General features: G+C 59.3%; 14 protein-coding genes. 12 read left to right on the top strand and 2 right to left on the bottom strand.

Annotated features, from left to right (window positions below):
* Nucleotides 1-3 precede the first annotated feature (3 nt).
* Nucleotides 4-1413, bottom strand: coding sequence for a YheC/YheD family endospore coat-associated protein (locus ETC00_RS09460; protein ID WP_171565751.1), 1410 nt, complete (start codon nt 1411-1413; stop codon nt 4-6).
* A 94-nt stretch (nt 1414-1507) separates the two neighbouring features.
* Between ETC00_RS09460 and ETC00_RS09455 the strand changes: the two genes are divergently transcribed.
* The 3 genes from ETC00_RS09455 to ETC00_RS09445 all read left to right on the top strand — a co-directional run bounded on the left by ETC00_RS09455 (nt 1508) and on the right by ETC00_RS09445 (nt 5292).
* Complete coding sequence (locus tag ETC00_RS09455; protein WP_171565750.1) at nt 1508-2665, top strand: DUF445 domain-containing protein; 1158 nt, start codon at nt 1508-1510, stop codon at nt 2663-2665.
* 287 nt (nt 2666-2952) lie between these two features.
* Nucleotides 2953-4263: a DRTGG domain-containing protein gene (locus ETC00_RS09450; protein WP_171565749.1), complete on the top strand. Its 1311-nt coding sequence runs from the start codon at nt 2953-2955 to the stop codon at nt 4261-4263.
* 417 nt (nt 4264-4680) lie between these two features.
* Entirely contained in the window at nt 4681-5292 is a 612-nt protein-coding gene (locus ETC00_RS09445) for a DUF2087 domain-containing protein (protein ID WP_171565748.1), read from the top strand.
* 183 nt (nt 5293-5475) lie between these two features.
* On the opposite strand, the gene ETC00_RS09440 is transcribed toward ETC00_RS09445, so the two are convergent.
* Nucleotides 5476-5787, bottom strand: coding sequence for a YtpI family protein (locus ETC00_RS09440; protein ID WP_171565747.1), 312 nt, complete (start codon nt 5785-5787; stop codon nt 5476-5478).
* 176 nt (nt 5788-5963) lie between these two features.
* On the opposite strand from ETC00_RS09440, the gene ETC00_RS20650 reads away from it, so the two are divergent.
* The 9 genes from ETC00_RS20650 to pyk all read left to right on the top strand — a co-directional run bounded on the left by ETC00_RS20650 (nt 5964) and on the right by pyk (nt 17098).
* Nucleotides 5964-6044 (top strand): putative holin-like toxin, encoded by an 81-nt coding sequence (locus tag ETC00_RS20650; protein ID WP_256379878.1) that lies wholly within the window; start codon nt 5964-5966, stop codon nt 6042-6044.
* A gap of 275 nt (nt 6045-6319) precedes the next feature.
* Complete coding sequence (locus ETC00_RS09435) at nt 6320-9748, top strand: DNA polymerase III subunit alpha (RefSeq protein WP_171565746.1); 3429 nt, start codon at nt 6320-6322, stop codon at nt 9746-9748.
* Nucleotides 9749-9905: 157 nt separating this feature from the next.
* Entirely contained in the window at nt 9906-11150 is a 1245-nt protein-coding gene (ystJ, locus tag ETC00_RS09430; protein ID WP_171565745.1) for an NADP-dependent malic enzyme, read from the top strand.
* A gap of 96 nt (nt 11151-11246) precedes the next feature.
* Complete coding sequence (locus ETC00_RS09425) at nt 11247-11918, top strand: FadR/GntR family transcriptional regulator (protein ID WP_171565744.1); 672 nt, start codon at nt 11247-11249, stop codon at nt 11916-11918.
* A 104-nt stretch (nt 11919-12022) separates the two neighbouring features.
* Nucleotides 12023-12205, top strand: a complete 183-nt coding sequence (locus ETC00_RS09420; RefSeq protein WP_171565743.1) for a glutamate decarboxylase — start codon at nt 12023-12025, stop codon at nt 12203-12205.
* A 21-nt stretch (nt 12206-12226) separates the two neighbouring features.
* Nucleotides 12227-13135: an acetyl-CoA carboxylase, carboxyltransferase subunit beta gene (gene accD, locus ETC00_RS09415; protein ID WP_171565742.1), complete on the top strand. Its 909-nt coding sequence runs from the start codon at nt 12227-12229 to the stop codon at nt 13133-13135.
* A gap of 2 nt (nt 13136-13137) precedes the next feature.
* A complete protein-coding gene (accA, locus tag ETC00_RS09410; protein WP_171565741.1) occupies nt 13138-14094 on the top strand; it encodes an acetyl-CoA carboxylase carboxyl transferase subunit alpha in 957 nt (318 codons plus the stop codon).
* Nucleotides 14095-14341: 247 nt separating this feature from the next.
* Nucleotides 14342-15301: a 6-phosphofructokinase gene (gene pfkA, locus ETC00_RS09405; protein ID WP_171565740.1), complete on the top strand. Its 960-nt coding sequence runs from the start codon at nt 14342-14344 to the stop codon at nt 15299-15301.
* Between the two features lie 42 nt (nt 15302-15343).
* A complete protein-coding gene (gene pyk / locus ETC00_RS09400; protein ID WP_171565739.1) occupies nt 15344-17098 on the top strand; it encodes a pyruvate kinase in 1755 nt (584 codons plus the stop codon).
* The last annotated feature ends 51 nt before the right edge of the window (nt 17099-17149 follow it).

The following is a 17149-nucleotide window of genomic DNA, read 5'->3' as shown; positions in this document are numbered from 1 at the left end:
GGGTCACCTTCGTCTGATTTTCTTGCCGGTTTGTTTCCGTTTGGCTGTCCGGGGAAACCCGCACAAATAGGCGGCGTAATCCAGCATGCGCAGAACGGATGGACGTACGCGCCGGACAGAGCTGTCTTCCCTGGCCGCCTCAGGTATCGCGCTGGCCGTTTTGGAGGGCTTGCTGTTCACTTCCAGGAGCCAGACCCGGCCGCGAATGTCGACGCCGAGATCCACGCCAAATTCCGCGTACCGGCCGGAGAGCGACTGCTCCAGCAGCCGGGAGAGCTTCAGCGCAACGCTTCGCAGTGTCGCGACGGTCGGACGTGTACCCGTTGCCCAGGGGCCGCAGACGCGCAGAGCCTGGGCGGCACCGATCATCACACCGCCGCGGGAGACGTTGGAGACGATGCTGTTTTGGCCGAGACGGGCGACCATCGACGTGACGGCCCATTCGCCTTTGCGGTTTTTTTGCACCAGTACGCGAAAGTCGGCGGGGCGCTGCTGGATGCCGATCAACGGCAGCCCCTGCTGCAGCAGGTACGGCTTTCCGTTTGTCCGGTTCTGCAGGTATCGATGCAGGCCGGAAATACTGGAAAATGATCGGGTCGCGCTGCCGAGCCGTGCTGTCTGATACCCGCCGGCGGTGCGCCGCAGGCGGATGATGCCGCGGCCCATGCTGCCGTTTGCCGGCTTGGCGTAGACGGTTTTGTGCTGCTCCAGCATCTGTTTCAGATCCGTCAGACCGGAATAGCATACCGTCTGCGGCAGGTGTTCGGCAGCCGCCGGCTCGTTTTCCAGCGCTGTGTGAACGTGCCACTTATTGAGAAATTGTTCATTGAAAAACGGGATGTTGAATTCCTTGCACCGCTCGATCCAATCACCCATGGCCTCGCTTTGCTCCCGCTTTCGGGAAAGCCGGTTGTAGATGCATTGAGGCAACGGCAGCACCGTTTGCCGCCACTTTTCGTTGTGGCGAACCATGCCGTGGACGATCTGTTGTTTCCAGTTGACGTCCTGCATGCGAAATACACAGACGATTCCGCCGCGGCGGAGGCAGACGTCCGCTATCTCGTCGAAGAACGAGGTGAACGGACCAAACGGGGCGGCTGGGGACTGGGGGTTGTAGCGGGAGACCAGAACGCCCAGATAGGGGCCAAAAACAAGACGCTGCTGGCTCGCGTAATAACGTGCCAGCAGGGGAACTCCCATAGGCAGATGCAGCGTGTGGGCCAGTGAGGGGCGAATCAGGGTGAGGCCGCTTCGTTCCATGCCCGTTACGCGGGCGCAAGCAGTCTTGCTGCCAAACTGGACAGTAAGCGTCGACGTGTCCAGCTTCCACTTGCGAAGACACGCTTGGGGCAGATACAAATCGTTGTCCGTCTTGGGATCGTACGATTGCAGAACCGTTGGAACGTAAGACATGGCAATCCCCTTCCCATCAGACATGAAGTTAGTCTATTTTATGAGCAGGCATATACTTTGGTTCCATTGAGGAGAAGAGAGGGCGTTTGGCCAGATGAATGCGTGGTTAGTGTTGCTGATGAACGTGGCGGTCGGTTCCGCCATTGGCGGCATGACAAACGAGCTGGCGATCCGCATGCTGTTTCGCCCGCACAAACCGTGGCAGATCGGCGGCTGGCGGGTGCCGTTTACACCCGGATTGATTCCCCGCCGGCGGGATGAGATCGCCGTCCACATGGGTCGGCTGGTGGAAGAGTACCTGCTGACCGCCGAGGGCATCAAACGGGCGCTGGCTCAAAGCGGAATGGAGAAAACGTTGAACACCTGGCTGACCGGCGTGGTCGACAGATGGTGTGCGGACGGCCGCACCCTGCGCCAGTTTCTGCACGCTGCCGCTCCCGAGCTGTTGGCCGAAGAAGGCGGGATAAGCGAGAGCGTGCGCCGTCCGCTTCAGCAACGGTGGCAGGCGTTTGTCAACGAACTGATTCATCATCATGAACAGAAGCGGCTGCGCGAACTGATCCCCGCAGAGGGCATGGCCCGGATCGACACGGCGCTGGAGGATGCCAGCCGTCTCCTGCTGGAGCGTTTTCGCGCCTATCTGCACTCACCCGACGGTCAGCAGACAGTGCAGCAGATGATGCGCGGAATGCTCGGCGGAGGAGGCATGTTTGGCGGCTTGGTCGGCATGTTTCTGACGGAGGAAAAAATCGTCGGCAAACTGCTTCCCTACCTGGACGACCTGCTGGCCCATCCGGAACTGGTGAATCGGCTGAACCGCTTTTTGCGTCAGGAAGCAGACAGATGGCTGGACAAAACCGTGCGGGACGTGTATGACTGGATCGGAGCGCAGCAGGTGGAAGCGTGGTCGTCTGCCCTGTTTGCCAAGCTGGAGGAGCAGGGCGTCCGGCTTCTGGACAAGCCGCTTTGCCAACTGCTCTCCCCGCTGCGACAGACGGTGGCGGACCAGGTGATTCCCCGGCTGGCGCGCTGGATGGTGGAGACAGTGGAGCACAATGTGGAACGGCTGTTTCACAAACTCTCCGTCCGCGACATCGTCACCAGGCAGGTGGAGGGCTTTCCAATCGAACGGATCGAGGAGATGATCGTGGGGATTTCCGGACGGGAGTTTCGCATGATCACCATTCTCGGGTTTATCCTGGGAGGTGTCATCGGACTGGTGCAGGGGCTGTTGGCCGCCTTGTGGAGATAGCGATGCGGCCTGTTTTTGGGCCATGGTACTCTGAAACGAAACTGTAAAGCCGTTGTAATCTTTCTGTAATATTCCCGGGGTAAGATAAAGACACGATGAAAACCCCCTTAATGATATACTTTCTGCCGGAGTAGCCGCAAAGCTACTCTTTTTTTTTACCCGGCCATCGGGTATAGTGAACCCAGGAGAGTACCTGAACATCCCGGGTTGGCCGGTCCCGGCTGCAGCGCGAGCCGGGGGCAACGATACCGCTGTGGAAGCATAGGATGGAGGGTGGGTACAAGCAGATGGCAACCAAACACGAACAAATTCTACAATATATTGACCGTCTTCCGATCGGTACGAAGATCTCCGTGCGCCAGATCGCCAAGGATCTGGATGTAAGCGAAGGCACCGCCTACCGGGCGATCAAGGAAGCGGAAACGCAGGGCTACGTCAGCACGATCGAGCGCGTCGGAACGGTGAGGATCGAGAAAAAGCAAAAGGAAAACATTGAACGGCTGACGTTCGCCGAAGTGGTCAACATCGTCGACGGTCACGTCGTGGGCGGCCGCGAGGGGCTGCACAAGACATTGAACAAGTTCGTCATCGGCGCCATGCAGTTGGAGGCGATGATGCGCTACATCGACGCGGGCAGCCTGCTGATCGTGGGGAACCGCTATCAGGCGCACAAAATCGCCCTGCAGCAGGGAGCGGCCGTCCTGATTACCGGCGGCTTTGACACCAGTGAAGAGGTAAAGCGGTTGGCCGACCAGCTGGCCTTGCCGATCATCTCGTCCAGCTATGACACGTTTACCGTCGCTTCCATGATCAACCGGGCCATTTACGATCGGCTGATCAAAAAAGAGATCGTCATGGTGGAAGACATCCTCAAACCGCTGGCGGAGACGCCCGTGCTGCTCCCGACGGACACGGTCGCCAAGTGGCACCAGTATACGGAATTGTATCAGGACACCCGTTTTCCCGTCGTCGACGAGCAGATGCGGCTGATTGGGATCGTCACGTCGAAAGACATCATCGGCCACGAGGAGACAGCGACGATCGACAAGGTGATGACGAAAAATCCGATCACCACGTCGCCGCGCGTCTCCGTGGCCTCCTCCGCGCATCTGATGGTGTGGGAGGGGATCGAACTGCTGCCGGTGGTGGACAACTACCGCAAACTGGTCGGCGTGCTCAGCCGCAACGACGTGCTGAAGGCGCTGCAGTATACGGCCAAGCAGCCGCAGATGAGCGAGACGTTCCCCAACCTGATCATGTCCCACTTCCGTGAGGAGCGGCAGGGAGACCAGCTCGTCTACAAGGGGGAAGTGACACCCCAGATGACCAATCACCTGGGGACGATTGCCAGCGGCATCATGACCACCGTCATGGTGGAAGCGGCGTGCAACCTGCTGCGGCTGCAGCGGCGCGGGGACATGGTGCCGGAGAACATCACCGTCTACTTTTTGAAGCCGGTGCAGATGGAGAGCCAGATCGAGGTGCGGCCGCGCCTCATGGACATCAGCCGCCGCTTCGGAAAGGTGGAAGTCTGCGTGTACCACGGCGACCAGCAGGTGGGACAGGCGATGGTAACGGCGCAGATCATCGATCGCTAATCAATCGGGATCACGCAAACGGAATTACACACAAAAAAGGTCGTCCGGACGGCAGTGCCGCGGACGGCCTTTTTGGCTTGCTGACCTGTACAATGTCAATTGGTGAGGTTATCTGTACGAAGACAGAAAAAAGTTGAGCAGTCCGACTGCAACGAAAAAACCGAGCATCCCAATCAGGAAATAACCGATATACAGAATGATTCGGTAGGGGGATTGATCGCGCATGGTTGTCCTCCCTTTTTTCTTTCTTTGCCGATTGAACCTTTCCAGTTCTTACTGGTATATACGTGCTGACCGGCCCGGACGTTTCGCGGTCCGCATTGACAGCGGAGAAAAAGCGGCTTATGTTTATGATTAGACAATCATCTAATGTAATGGGCACGATATACACGATTGAAACGGAAGGAGGGGGTTTCCATGCAGCTGGAAAAGCTGGTCACCTTTTACAAAGCGCTGGGAGACCCGACCCGTCTGCGCATCGTCGCGCTCCTGGCGAACGGTCCGCTGCACGGCCAAGCGCTGGCCGGCAAGCTGGGCGTCACCCCTCCCACCATCACGCACCACATGGCAAAGCTGCGCGAGGCCGGGATCGTCTATGAGCGGCGGGAAAAAAACACGATTTACTTTACCCTGCACGAGACCAATCTGACGCGCAAATCGCAGGCGCTTCTGACCCTGCTGGACAAGGCGAAAGGAACGGAAGGAGCGGCAGAGATGGAGGAAACGGACGAGAAGTGGGCGGCGGAGAAAATGCAGGTGATCCGCCATTTCTTCACGGCGGACGGCAGGCTGAAGCACATCCCGACGCAGCGAAAGAAAAAGCTGATCGTCTTCGAACACATGGTGCGGGGACTGGAGCGGGGACGAAAGTACGAGGAGCGGGAAATCAACGAGTACATCCGCCGCTTCCACGACGATATCGCCACGATCCGGCGCGAATTTGTGATGAACCACTATATGTACCGGGAGAACGGCATCTACGAGTTGAATCCCCCGGAGATGTGGGCCAAGGCGGAAGACCTGCGCTGAAGAGCGGAGCGGCTGCAAAAGCAGCATAAACAAAAAAAGGACAACCGTCGGCACCTGCCGCTTCGGTTGTCTGAAGCAAGAATGTCACACAGGCTCATTATACGCAGGAACAGCGATTTTGGCCAGAAAAAACGAATGGGAACGGAGGAAAAACGTTCCCATGGCAGGCTCGGCCTCTGACGGCTACGAGCCTTTTTTCAGTTCCGCCTGCCACGCAGCGCGGTAGCGGAGAAAGTTGCGTGTGCCGAGAATCAGGTTGACACCGCCGACAAACAGGAGCACCAGGGCGATCACGACGCGGATCACGTCCAGCTGGTCAAACGTCAACTGATTGAGTCCCAGCAGCGTGACCAACACGCCGAGCGACATGTTCATCTTGCCCAGGGTCATGCGCGACGCCAACGGGTGCATCCCACGCTGACGAGCGGTAATGCTGTAGTACACGCTGGCCACCAGGGAAGCCAGCACTCCGGTTACATAGGTCGCAAACCACATGCATGGATTCATCCTCTCCTGCGATCTGGTACTATCCTACCAAAGTTTGCGAAAGCGGGCAATCTGGACAGGGGAATGTTTGTTCTCATATGGTTTTGTGGTATAATTTTCTTGTACAATAGCACATCAGTTCGCAAAGGGGGCACTTCCATCCCTGCAAGAAAGGGGGTGACGCGATGACCGTATACCAAGCGTTGAGTCTGATGCTGGCGTTTGGAAGCCTGGTTGTCATGCTCCTGACGAACAAAAAGAAGTAGGCCGCGCGTGAGTCCGACAGCTCCGCGACCTACTCCTCTTCCCAACGGGCCGTTCCCTTTGCGGAAACGTCTATTGTGCGATGACCGGAGCGCGGCAACGCTTCGGTCTCTTTCATTTGATTCCCGTTCGACGGCCGTTGCTGGCAAGGGAATCCCTATCTTCACTATACCCATGCGGCAAGGGATTGTAAAGCCCACGCCTGCCCTGACAGGGGCGGGATGAAGTATAATGAAAGAAAACGACAACGGGACGGAACAAGAGAGGAAGGAACGCGATGACCCCCTTTGTCCATCTGCATGTGCACACGGAATACAGTTTGCTCGACGGCGCGGCCCGCATCGAGGAACTGGTGCGCCGGGCGGCGGAGCTGGGCATGCCGGCCCTGGCGATGACCGATCACGCCAACCTGTACGGCGCCGTGCCGTTTTACAAGGCCTGCCGGGACGTAGGCATCAAGCCGATTATCGGCATGGAGGCGTACGTCATCGAAGGAAACCTGCAGGATCGCGTGCGCAATGCCCCCGCACCGTACCATCTCGTGCTGCTGGCGGAGAACGATCGCGGCTACCGCAACCTGCTCAAGCTGGCAACGCTGGCCAACACGGAGGGCCACTTCATCCTCCCCCGGCTGAACAAGGAGGCGCTGGCCCACTACAGCGAGGGGCTGATCGCTTTGAGCGCCTGCCGGGAGGGGGAGGTGGCCCGGCTGATGCTCGCCGGCGACAGCGAGGGAGCCCGACAGGCGGCGCTCTGGTATCAGCAGGTGTTCGGCGCTGACCGGTTTTACCTGGAACTGCAGGATCACGGGTTGGAGATCGAGCGCAGGCTGAATCAGCGGCTGCTCCATCTGGGGCGGGAGACGGGCATTCCGCTCGTCGCTACTAACAACGTGCACTACGTCTACCGGGAGCAGCACCGGCAGCATGACATTTTGCTGGCAATTGGCGAGGGCAAGACGGTGGACGAGGAGAACCGATTCCGCTACGAGACCGACGAGTACTACCTGAAAAGCGGCGACGAGATGGCCCGCCTGTTTGCCTATGCGCCGCAAGCGCTGTCCAACACGGCCGCCATCGCCGAACGCTGTCAGTGGGAATTGTCGTTTGGCCAGCACATTTTGCCCAGGTTTCCCCTGCCTGCCGGACAGGAACCGACAACTTTCCTGCGCGAACTGTGCGAACAAGGCTGCCGCGAGCGCTACGGCGAGATCACGCCCGAGGTGCGCGAGCGGTTGGAACACGAACTGGCGATCATTACGCGGACCGGTTTTACCGATTACTTTCTGATCGTCTGGGACTTCATGCGCCACGCCCATGAGCAGGGCATTCCGACCGGGCCGGGACGCGGTTCGGCGGCGGGCAGCCTGGTGGCCTATGCGCTGAAGATCACCAATGTTGATCCGCTTCGCTTCAGCCTGCTGTTTGAACGGTTTCTCAACCCGGAGCGGGTGACGATGCCGGACATCGACATTGATTTTTCCGTTGAGCGGCGGGACGAGGTGATCCGTTACGTGGCCGACAAGTACGGTCATGACCGGGTGGCGCAGATCATCACGTTTGGCACGATGGCGGCACGGGCTGCTGTCCGCGATGCGGGGCGGGCACTGGGGCTGTCGCTTGGCCTGGTGGACCGGGTGGCCAAAATGATCCCGCAGTCTCCCGGCATGACCATCGACAAGGCGTTCCAGCTCAATCCAGAGTTGGGCAAGCTGTGCGAGACGAACGGCCAGGCGAAGCAGTTGATCGAAGCGGCCAGGGGCGTCGAGGGGCTGCCCCGCCACGCTTCCACGCACGCGGCCGGCGTAGTGATCGCACCGGAGCCGCTGACCGAGTACGTGCCGCTGCAGACCGGCAGCGAAGGCTTGGCTTTGACCCAGTATCCGATGGAAGCGCTGGAAGAGATCGGTCTGTTAAAGATGGATTTTCTCGGCCTGCGCAACCTGACGATCATTCAGGAAACGCTGCGCCATCTGCGAGAACAGGGGATCGACCTCGACCTGGAGCGGATTCCCCCCGACGACGCCAAGACCTTCCGGATGCTCAGCCGCGGCGAGACGACGGGGATCTTTCAACTGGAATCGGCGGGGTTCCGCAGCGTGCTGCGCGAGCTGAAGCCGACCAGCCTGGCCGACATTGTCGCCGTGCTCGCCCTTTACCGGCCGGGGCCGATGGAGATTATCCCGCAGTACATCCGGGCCAAGCACGGCGAAACCCAGGCGCACTACGCCCACCCCGATCTGGAGCCGATCCTGAAAGAAACGCACGGCTTCATGATCTACCAGGAGCAGATCATGCAGATCTCTTCCAAGCTGGCCGGGTTCAGCCTGGGCGAGGCGGACATATTGCGGCGGGCGGTGGGCAAGAAGAAACGGGAACTGTTGGCCGAGCAGCGGGAGAAGTTCGTCGCCGGCTGCGTCAGACAGGGCTACGGGGAGCGGCTCGGCAACGAAATCTACGACCTGATCGTCCGCTTCGCCGACTACGGCTTCAACAAGGCGCACTCGGTCGCCTACGCGATCATCGCCTACCAGATGGCCTACCTGAAGGCCAACTATCCGCTCGCCTTCATGGCCGCGCTGCTGTCGCTGTCCATCGGCAGCCAGACGCGCATCGCCGAGTACACCGAAGAGGCGCGGCGGCTGCGGCTGACCGTGCTGCCCCCGGACGTAAACGAGAGTCAGGCCTTTTTTACCGTGGAAAAGGAGGCGATCCGCTTCGGACTGGCGGCGGTCAAAAACGTCGGCTACGGCGCCATCGAGTCGATCGTGCAGGAGCGGGCCAAACGTCCGTACCGCGACCTGTTTGACTTCTGCGCCCGGGTGGACGGCAGGCTGGTCAACCGGCGGGTGGTCGAATCGCTGATTCTGTGCGGCGCGCTGGATTCGCTGCCCGGTCACCGCAGCCAGCTCATGGTGCTGCTGGACGAGGCGATGGGCAAAGCGACGGGCAGGCGGCAGGAGCGGGACGCCGACCAGCTCAACCTGTTTGCCGGCGAAGACGGAGCAGAGCCTGTGCGCCTGCCGTCCGAGTACCCCGATGTGCCACCGTTTTCGCGCAGCCAGCAGTTGAAAGAAGAGCGGGAACTGCTTGGTGTCTACCTGTCCGGACATCCGCTGGACCAGTTCGCCCACCTGCTCAACCGGCCGGAGGTGCACGCCGTCTCTGCGCTGGCGGAGTGCGCCCGGGACCAGACGGTGAAAGTGGTGGGCATGATCGTCGAAGAGCGGCGGATTCAGACCAAGAAAGGGGAACCGATGGCCTTCGTCACGCTGGAGGACAAAACCGCCCAGGTGGAGATGGTCGTCTTTCCAAAGGTGTACGCCAAATACATCGACCTGCTGAAGCGGGAGCGGATCGTCGTCGTGGAAGCGCGGGTGGATCATCAGGACGATGCGGTGAAGCTGCTGGTCTCCCGCATGTGGGATGTTGAAGCACTGCCCAGGCCGTCGACAGAGCCCGTGCTGTTTGTCAAAATTACGCCGGAACAGGAGCGCGATTCGACACTGCACCGGCTGCAGCGCTTGTTTGTCGAAAAAAAAGGAACGATTCCCGTCGTCCTGTACTACGAAGGAAAAAAGCAGACAATCCGCCTGCCGGACGCGATTCGCGTAGAGGTGGATGCTGCCTTTTTGGAGCAAGCGCGAGAAATTGTGGGAAGTGACAGCGTAATTCAAAAAGAATTGCCAGTAAACTGGGGAGGATGAACCAAGTCCTCCCTTTTTCGCCGTTTTCGGCGGCTTTACAGGAGAATGGGTTTTGTTATAATGGGGACATACCCAAAAAAGTGGTCTGACCACTTAGGTTCGATATAGATAAGTGAATCAGAGCGATACCAGATAGACATGAAATGGAGTGGTACTTGTGTCCAATTTGCGAGAGGATGCACTGGAACTTCACCGGAAGCACAGAGGGAAACTGGAAGCGGTTACCAAGGTGCCGGTGCGCAATGCCCGCGACCTGAGCCTGGCGTATTCGCCGGGTGTGGCAGAGCCGTGCAAGGAAATCTTTGACGACGTGTCCAAAGTATACGACTACACGATGAAAGCCAACCTGGTGGCCGTGGTCAGTGACGGTACCGCCGTGCTCGGACTGGGCAACATCGGTCCGGAAGCGGCCATGCCGGTCATGGAAGGCAAAGCCGTTCTGTTCAAGTCGTTTGCCGGCGTCGACGCCTTCCCGATCTGCCTGAACACCACTGACGTCGACAAGATCGTGGAGACGGTGAAACTGCTGGAGCCGACGTTTGGCGGCGTCAACCTGGAGGACATTGCCGCGCCTGCGTGCTTTGAAATTGAGGAGCGCCTGAAAAAGGAAACCAACATCCCGATTTTCCACGACGACCAGCACGGTACGGCTATCGTGACCGCCGCCGGTCTGATCAACGCTCTGCGCGTGGTGAACAAAAAACTGGAGGATGTCCGCGTGGTCACCAACGGGGCGGGAGCGGCAGGCATCGCCATCATCAAACTGCTCCTGTCCATGGGCGTCAAAGACGTGATCATGTGCGACACCAAGGGGATCGTGTACGAAGGCCGCACCTTTGGCATGAACCCGGTCAAGGAAGAAATGGCGAAAATTACGAACCGCAGCAAAAAGCAAGGGGATCTGGCTGAAGCGATGAAGGGCGCCGACGTGTTCATCGGCGTATCCGTGGCCGGTGCCGTTACCCAGGAGATGGTCCGGTCGATGAACCGCGATCCGATCATTTTTGCGATGGCCAACCCGGTTCCGGAAATCATGCCGGACGAAGCAAAAGCGGCGGGTGCTGCCGTGGTGGGCACGGGCCGTTCCGACTTCCCCAACCAGGTGAACAACGTCCTGGCGTTCCCGGGCATCTTCCGCGGTGCGCTGGATACCCGCGCCACCAACATCAACGAAGAGATGAAACGAGCGGCGGTTTACGCCATCGCCAATCTGATCTCGCCGGAAGAGCTGTCTGCTGACAAGGTGATTCCGGCGCCGTTCGACCCGCGCGTCGCTCCCCACGTGGCAGCGGCGGTGGCGAAGGCGGCGATGGAAAGCGGCGTGGCCCGCATTACCGTCGATCCCGAAGAGGTCAAGGAAAGAACGGCAAAACTGGCCGCCATCTCGCTGCAAAAGGCGTAATCCCGGCCGTACGGGAAACAACGAAGAACACCCTCCCAACCGTGTGCGCGGTCAGGAGGGTGCTTCGCCGTAGACAGTCAATGAGGAGGGTGAAAAGTGCTCGGTTCTGCGCAAGAACGAAAAGTGTACGAAGGCATTCTGCTGCAGATCCATGAAATTGTTCGGGAAAAAAACCTGCGCCCCGGCGACAAGCTGCCGTCCGAACGGGAGCTGTCCGAACAACTGGGAGCGGGCCGTTCTTCCGTCCGGGAGGCGCTTCGAGCCCTGGAACTGCTGGGACTGATTGAAACCCGCCGGGGAGAAGGCACCTTTTTGAAGCACTACCGACACAACCGCCTGATTGACATTCTCGGCTACTTTATCCTGCGGGACTACAAGACGAAAAAAGACCTGATCGAAATGCGCCGAATTCTGGAGCTGGAAGCGGTGCGGTTGGCCTGCCGGCGTGCCACAGACAAGCACTTTGACGAGATGGAGCGGATCTTGGCGGCGGCGGAGGAGCGCGTGGAGCGCGGCGAGGTTCCCACCGAGGAAGACTACCAGTTTCACCGCGTGATCTGCCGCTCCAGCCGCAACTCCATTCTGCATCGCATCTGGGCACCGCTCGTCGAGTACAGCGACAGCGTCCGCAGCGAATCGCTGGGACGCGAAGGTCGGGCCCGCACCGCGCTGGCGGAGCACCGTCGGATCATGGAAGCCATTCGCGAGGGAGACGAAGCACTGGCGGTGGAGAGAATGCGCGAGCACCTGGAAAACAGCAAGCTCTAGTCGTGCGTCCCGCCTAGTCCGTTCCCTCTGCTGATTTGCGACGAGCGCTGGCGCTGTGATATGATGAGGCAGACCTGTTTTGGACGCTGAAGGAGGTTGCCAGCATGTGGACGGTCATCTACATCGCTCCTAGCGCAAAAATAGCGGAACGGATACAGCAACGATTGACAGATGAAGGATTCCTGGTCAAGGTACGCGAGGCGAAGGTTTCCAAGCAGTACGAAATTCTCGTGCCCGAAAGCGAAGTTCACGAAGTCCAGGAAATACTCGGCACGATCCTTCACTGACCAGAAAGGTGAGGTGTAACTGTGCTTAAAGACCTGTTCGGGAAGAAGCGAAAGTTCGCGACTGTCCCTGCGGAGACGATTGCGCGCGTTCCCGCCGGCGCGGACGGCGCCACTGTGACGGGACCCAAGGAAAAGGAAGTTCCCGAGGGACTGATGAATAAATGCCCGCACTGCGGGAGCATCCACTACTCCAAGGACCTGGAGAAAAATTTGCGCGTCTGCAAAGGCTGCCAGTACCATTTCCCCATGTCCGCTCCCGAGCGGATCCAGTCGCTCCTGGATGACGGGAAGCTGACCGAGGAGTTCGACGCGGACCTGATCACCGCCAATCCGCTCGGCTTTCCCGGTTATCTGGAGAAGCTGGAACAAGACATGAAAAACACCAATCTCAACGAGGCGGTCATCACCGGCGAGGGCGTGCTGGGAGGCAACCGCATCGTCATCGGCGTGATGGACTCCCGCTTTCGGATGGCCAGCATGGGCTCGGTCGTCGGCGAGAAGATCACCCGGGCGATCGAGCGGGCCGTGGAGCGGCGACTGCCGTTTCTCCTTTTCTCCGCGTCCGGCGGTGCGCGGATGCAGGAGGGCGTGCTCAGCCTGATGCAGATGGCCAAGACGAGCGCGGCGCTGGCCCGGCTGGACCGGGAGCGGCTGTTGTTCATCTCCGTGCTCACCAACCCGACATACGGCGGGGTGACCGCCAGCTTCGCCTCGCTCGGCGACTACAACATCGCCGAACCGGGCGCAATGATCGGGTTTGCCGGCCGCCGCGTGATTGAGCAGACGGTTCGCCAGGAGTTGCCGAAAGATTTTCAGACGGCGGAATTCCTGCTGAAGCACGGACAGCTCGACATGGTGGTGCATCGCAAGGACATGCGGACCACGCTGGCAAAAATCGTCGAGCTGCACACGATTCGGGAGGGAGTGTAGAAATGGCAGGCGAACTTCCCTTTGAGAAGCCGCTGGTGGAACTGCAGGAAAAGATCAAGGAACTGCGCAGGTTTACCGAGGAAAAAGGCATTGATTTTTCCGATGAAGTTGTTCGTTTGGAGAAAAAGGCCAAGGACCTGGCCGAGCAGATTTACGGCAATCTGACGCCTTGGCAGCGCGTGCAGATCGCCCGCCACCCCGAGCGGCCCACGACATTGGACTACATTCATCATATTTTCACAGATTTTCTGGAAGTGCACGGTGACCGCTGTTTTGGCGACGATCTGGCGATTGTCGGCGGCATTGCCAAACTGGACGGCCGTCCGGTCACAGTAGTCGGCCACCAGAAAGGAAAAGACACCAAGGAAAACATCAGCCGCAACTTTGGCATGGCCCATCCCGAAGGCTACCGCAAGGCGCTGCGGATCATGCAGCAGGCGGACAAATTCGGCCGCCCGATCATCTGCTTTATCAACACCTCGGGGGCATATCCCGGCAAAGCGGCTGAGGAGCGCGGCCAGAGTGAAGCGATTGCCCGCAACCTGCGGGAGATGGCCGGCTTCCGCGTACCGATCATCTGCGTCGTGATCGGCGAGGGCGGCAGCGGCGGCGCCTTGGCGATCGGCGTCGGCAACCGCGTCTACATGCTGGAAAACTCCACCTACTCGGTCATTTCGCCAGAAGGGGCGGCGGCCATTCTCTGGAAGGACGCCAGCCTGGCGATGCGCGCGGCGGAAACGATGAAGATTACCGCGCCCGACCTGCTGGAGCTGGGTGTGATCGACGGGATCATCGAGGAGCCGTTTGGTGGGGCACACCGCGATGTGGTCCAGCAGGCCAGCCGGGTCAAGGCGAAGCTGCTGGAAGGACTGGAACAGCTCGACCGGTTGAGTCCGGAACAACTGATACAGGATCGCTACGAGAAGTTTAAACAGATTGGTGCCTACGCCTCCTTCTGATCCAGAGGAGGCGTTTTTTGCTTTTTTCTGCGCGAAAAATCTGCTAAAATCGTATTCGGACGCGGAATTTGTCAGATCATTCAAAAAGTATGGCACATATTCCGCAATGAGTGTAACAGATATAAATCCGGAACTGATACAGCATGTATCAAAGGCTCTTTGGCACATACTGTTTCTGTTTCAAGACATGCTAATGACGATAAGAAGGGTCGTTGGGCCTTTGTTTAGGACAGGAGAGGTGGTTTCCATGCAGAAAATCGCAGTATTGACCAGTGGCGGAGATTCTCCGGGGATGAACGCGGCGATTCGCGCCGCCGTTCGACGTGCCGCCTATCACGGCGTGCAGATGTACGGAGTGTACCACGGGTACGAAGGGCTGATGCGCGGCCATATCCAGGAGATGACGCTGGGGTCAGTCGGGGACATTATCCATCGGGGAGGAACCATCCTCTTTTCGGCCCGCAGTGAAGAGTTTAAAACAGAGGCAGGACAGGAGAAGGCGGTACGCCAACTGCACGAGCACGGCATCGAAGGTTTGATCGTGATCGGTGGCGACGGTTCCTTCCGCGGGGCGCAGAAGCTGACGGAGAAAGGCATTCCCACCATCGGCGTGCCCGGCACCATCGACAACGACATTCCGTGTACCGATTTCACCATCGGATTTGACACCGCGCTCAATACGATTGTGGAAGCGATCGACAAAATCCGCGACACCGCCACTTCGCACGAGCGCACCTACATCATCGAAGTAATGGGGCGCGACGCCGGAGATTTGGCGCTGTGGGCCGGTCTGGCGGCAGGTGCGGAATCAATTATCATTCCGGAAGCAGACCATGACATGAACGACATCATCGAACGGCTGCACGCTGGAAACCGCCGCGGCAAGAAGCACTCGATCATCATCGTGGCGGAAGGCGTCGGCAGCGCTGCCACCTACGCAGAGGAAATCAAGCAGCGGACCGGCTGGGAAACCAGGGTGACCGTGCTCGGCCACATCCAGCGGGGCGGTTCGCCGACTGCGTTTGACCGCATGCTGGCCAGCCGCATGGGGGCGGCGGCCGTTGACCTGCTGTTGGAAGGAAAGCGGGACCGAATGGTCGGCATCCGCAACAACCAGATCGTCGACGTCGATTTCAAGGATGCGTTGGCGCAAAAGCACCAGCTCGACTTGTCCATCTATCAGTTGGCGCGCACGCTGTCCATTTAGTACGGCGTATATTGACAGCTTGTTTCATAGGAGGGACGCACAGTGCTGCGTAAGGCGAAAATCGTATGTACCATCGGACCGGCGAGCGAGTCGGTCGAGACTCTGAAAAAACTGATCCACGCCGGCATGAACGTGGCCCGGCTCAACTTTTCCCACGGTTCCCACGAGGAGCATGCCGCCCGGATCGCCAACATCCGGCAGGCGGCCCGGGAGACGGGCAAGCAGGTGGCCATCCTGCTGGATACCAAGGGACCGGAAATCCGTACCGGCACGCTGGCTGTGGATGCAGTGGAACTGCAGGAGGGCCAGACGATCGTGCTGACCACAGAGGACGTGCCCGGCACGGCGGAACGCATCTCGATCACCTATGCCGATCTGCCGCGCGACGTGAAGAAGGGCGACACGATCCTGATCGACGACGGGCTGATCGGTCTGACCGTGGAAGCGGTAGAGGGGCATGAGATCATCTGCCGCATCAAGAACGGCGGCACGCTGAAAAGCAAAAAGGGCGTCAACGTGCCGGGCGTCAAGATCAACCTGCCGGGGATTACGGAAAAGGATGCACAGGATATCGAATTCGGCATCCGGCAGGGCGTCGATTTTATCGCTGCCTCGTTTGTGCGCAAGGCCGCCGACATCCTGGAGATTCGCGAAATTCTGGAACGCCACGGCGTTCACATTGACATCATCGCCAAGATTGAGAACGAGGAAGGCGTGGACAACGTAGACGAAATTCTCGCCGTTTCCGACGGACTGATGGTGGCCCGCGGCGACCTGGGCGTGGAAATTCCGGCGGAGGAAGTGCCGCTGGTGCAGAAAAAACTGATCAAGAAGTGCAACGAATTAGGCAAACCGGTCATCACCGCGACGCAGATGCTCGACTCGATGCAGCGCAATCCTCGCCCCACCCGGGCGGAGGCAAGCGACGTGGCCAACGCCATCTTTGACGGCACGGACGCGATCATGCTCTCCGGCGAAACGGCAGCCGGCAAATATCCGGTAGAGTCGGTGGAGACGATGAACCGGATTGCGCTCAGAGCGGAGCAGGAACTGAATTACCGGGAGATTTTGTACAACCAGGCTGTGCAAAAGCAGATGACCATTACAGACGCGATCAGCCAGGCCGTGGCCAACGCCGCGCTCGACCTGGATGCGGCGGCCATCATCACGGCGACGGAGAGCGGTCATACCGCGCGCATGGTCTCCAAGTACCGTCCCAAAGCGCCGATCGTCGCAGTTACGCCGCACGCTGAAGTGGTGCGCCGTCTCGCGCTCGTCAACGGGGTCTACCCGGTGCTTGGACCAATGGCCAATACGACTGACGAAATGCTGGAGCTGTCCGTGCAGCAGTCGCTGGAGGCGGGGTATGTCCGCCACGGTGATCTCGTGGTCATCACGGCGGGCGTGCCGGTGCGTGAAGTAGGCACCACCAACCTGATGAAAATTCACGTCATCGGCGACATTGTGGCGAAGGGACAAGGCATCGGGCGCAAGGTGGTGACCGGCCGGGTCGTGGTTGCACGCTCGGCGAAGGAAGCGCTGGAGAAGATGCAGGAAGGCAGCATCCTCGTGACGATTGGAACGGAATCGGACATGATCGGCGCATTTGAAAAGGCGGGCGCGGTCATTACCGAAGAGGGCGGACTCACCTCTCACGCCGCCATTGTCGGGCTCAACCTCAACGTCCCGGTCATCGTCGGCGTCACGCGTGCTACGGAACTGCTGAAAGACGGTCAAATCGTCACAGTCGACTCCGAACGCGGCCACATTTACACTGGACATGCCCGAGTGCTGTAAAGAATTGCTATAAATACCCTGAATCTGGGAGGGGGATGGAACGCGTCCCCC

Origin of the sequence: Brevibacillus sp. MCWH, assembly GCF_013096935.1 — a bacterium.
Classification (GTDB): Bacteria; Bacillota; Bacilli; order Brevibacillales; family Brevibacillaceae; genus Brevibacillus; species Brevibacillus aydinogluensis.
The sequence above is the reverse complement of the archived record's forward strand: the minus strand, read 5'-3'. Positions and strand labels throughout refer to the sequence as shown.

Coding starts and splice junctions, on each gene's coding strand:
- ETC00_RS09450 (WP_171565749.1), top strand. CDS start 2,953: ATGGCAACCAAACACGAACAAATTCTACAATATATTGACCGTCTTCCG.
- ETC00_RS09445 (WP_171565748.1), top strand. CDS start 4,681: ATGCAGCTGGAAAAGCTGGTCACCTTTTACAAAGCGCTGGGAGACCCG.
- ETC00_RS09440 (WP_171565747.1), bottom strand. CDS start 5,787: ATGTGGTTTGCGACCTATGTAACCGGAGTGCTGGCTTCCCTGGTGGCC.
- accA (WP_171565741.1), top strand. CDS start 13,138: ATGGCAGGCGAACTTCCCTTTGAGAAGCCGCTGGTGGAACTGCAGGAA.
- ETC00_RS09435 (WP_171565746.1), top strand. CDS start 6,320: ATGACCCCCTTTGTCCATCTGCATGTGCACACGGAATACAGTTTGCTC.
- ETC00_RS20650 (WP_256379878.1), top strand. CDS start 5,964: ATGACCGTATACCAAGCGTTGAGTCTGATGCTGGCGTTTGGAAGCCTG.
- ETC00_RS09420 (WP_171565743.1), top strand. CDS start 12,023: ATGTGGACGGTCATCTACATCGCTCCTAGCGCAAAAATAGCGGAACGG.
- pfkA (WP_171565740.1), top strand. CDS start 14,342: ATGCAGAAAATCGCAGTATTGACCAGTGGCGGAGATTCTCCGGGGATG.
- ETC00_RS09460 (WP_171565751.1), bottom strand. CDS start 1,413: ATGTCTTACGTTCCAACGGTTCTGCAATCGTACGATCCCAAGACGGAC.
- ETC00_RS09455 (WP_171565750.1), top strand. CDS start 1,508: ATGAATGCGTGGTTAGTGTTGCTGATGAACGTGGCGGTCGGTTCCGCC.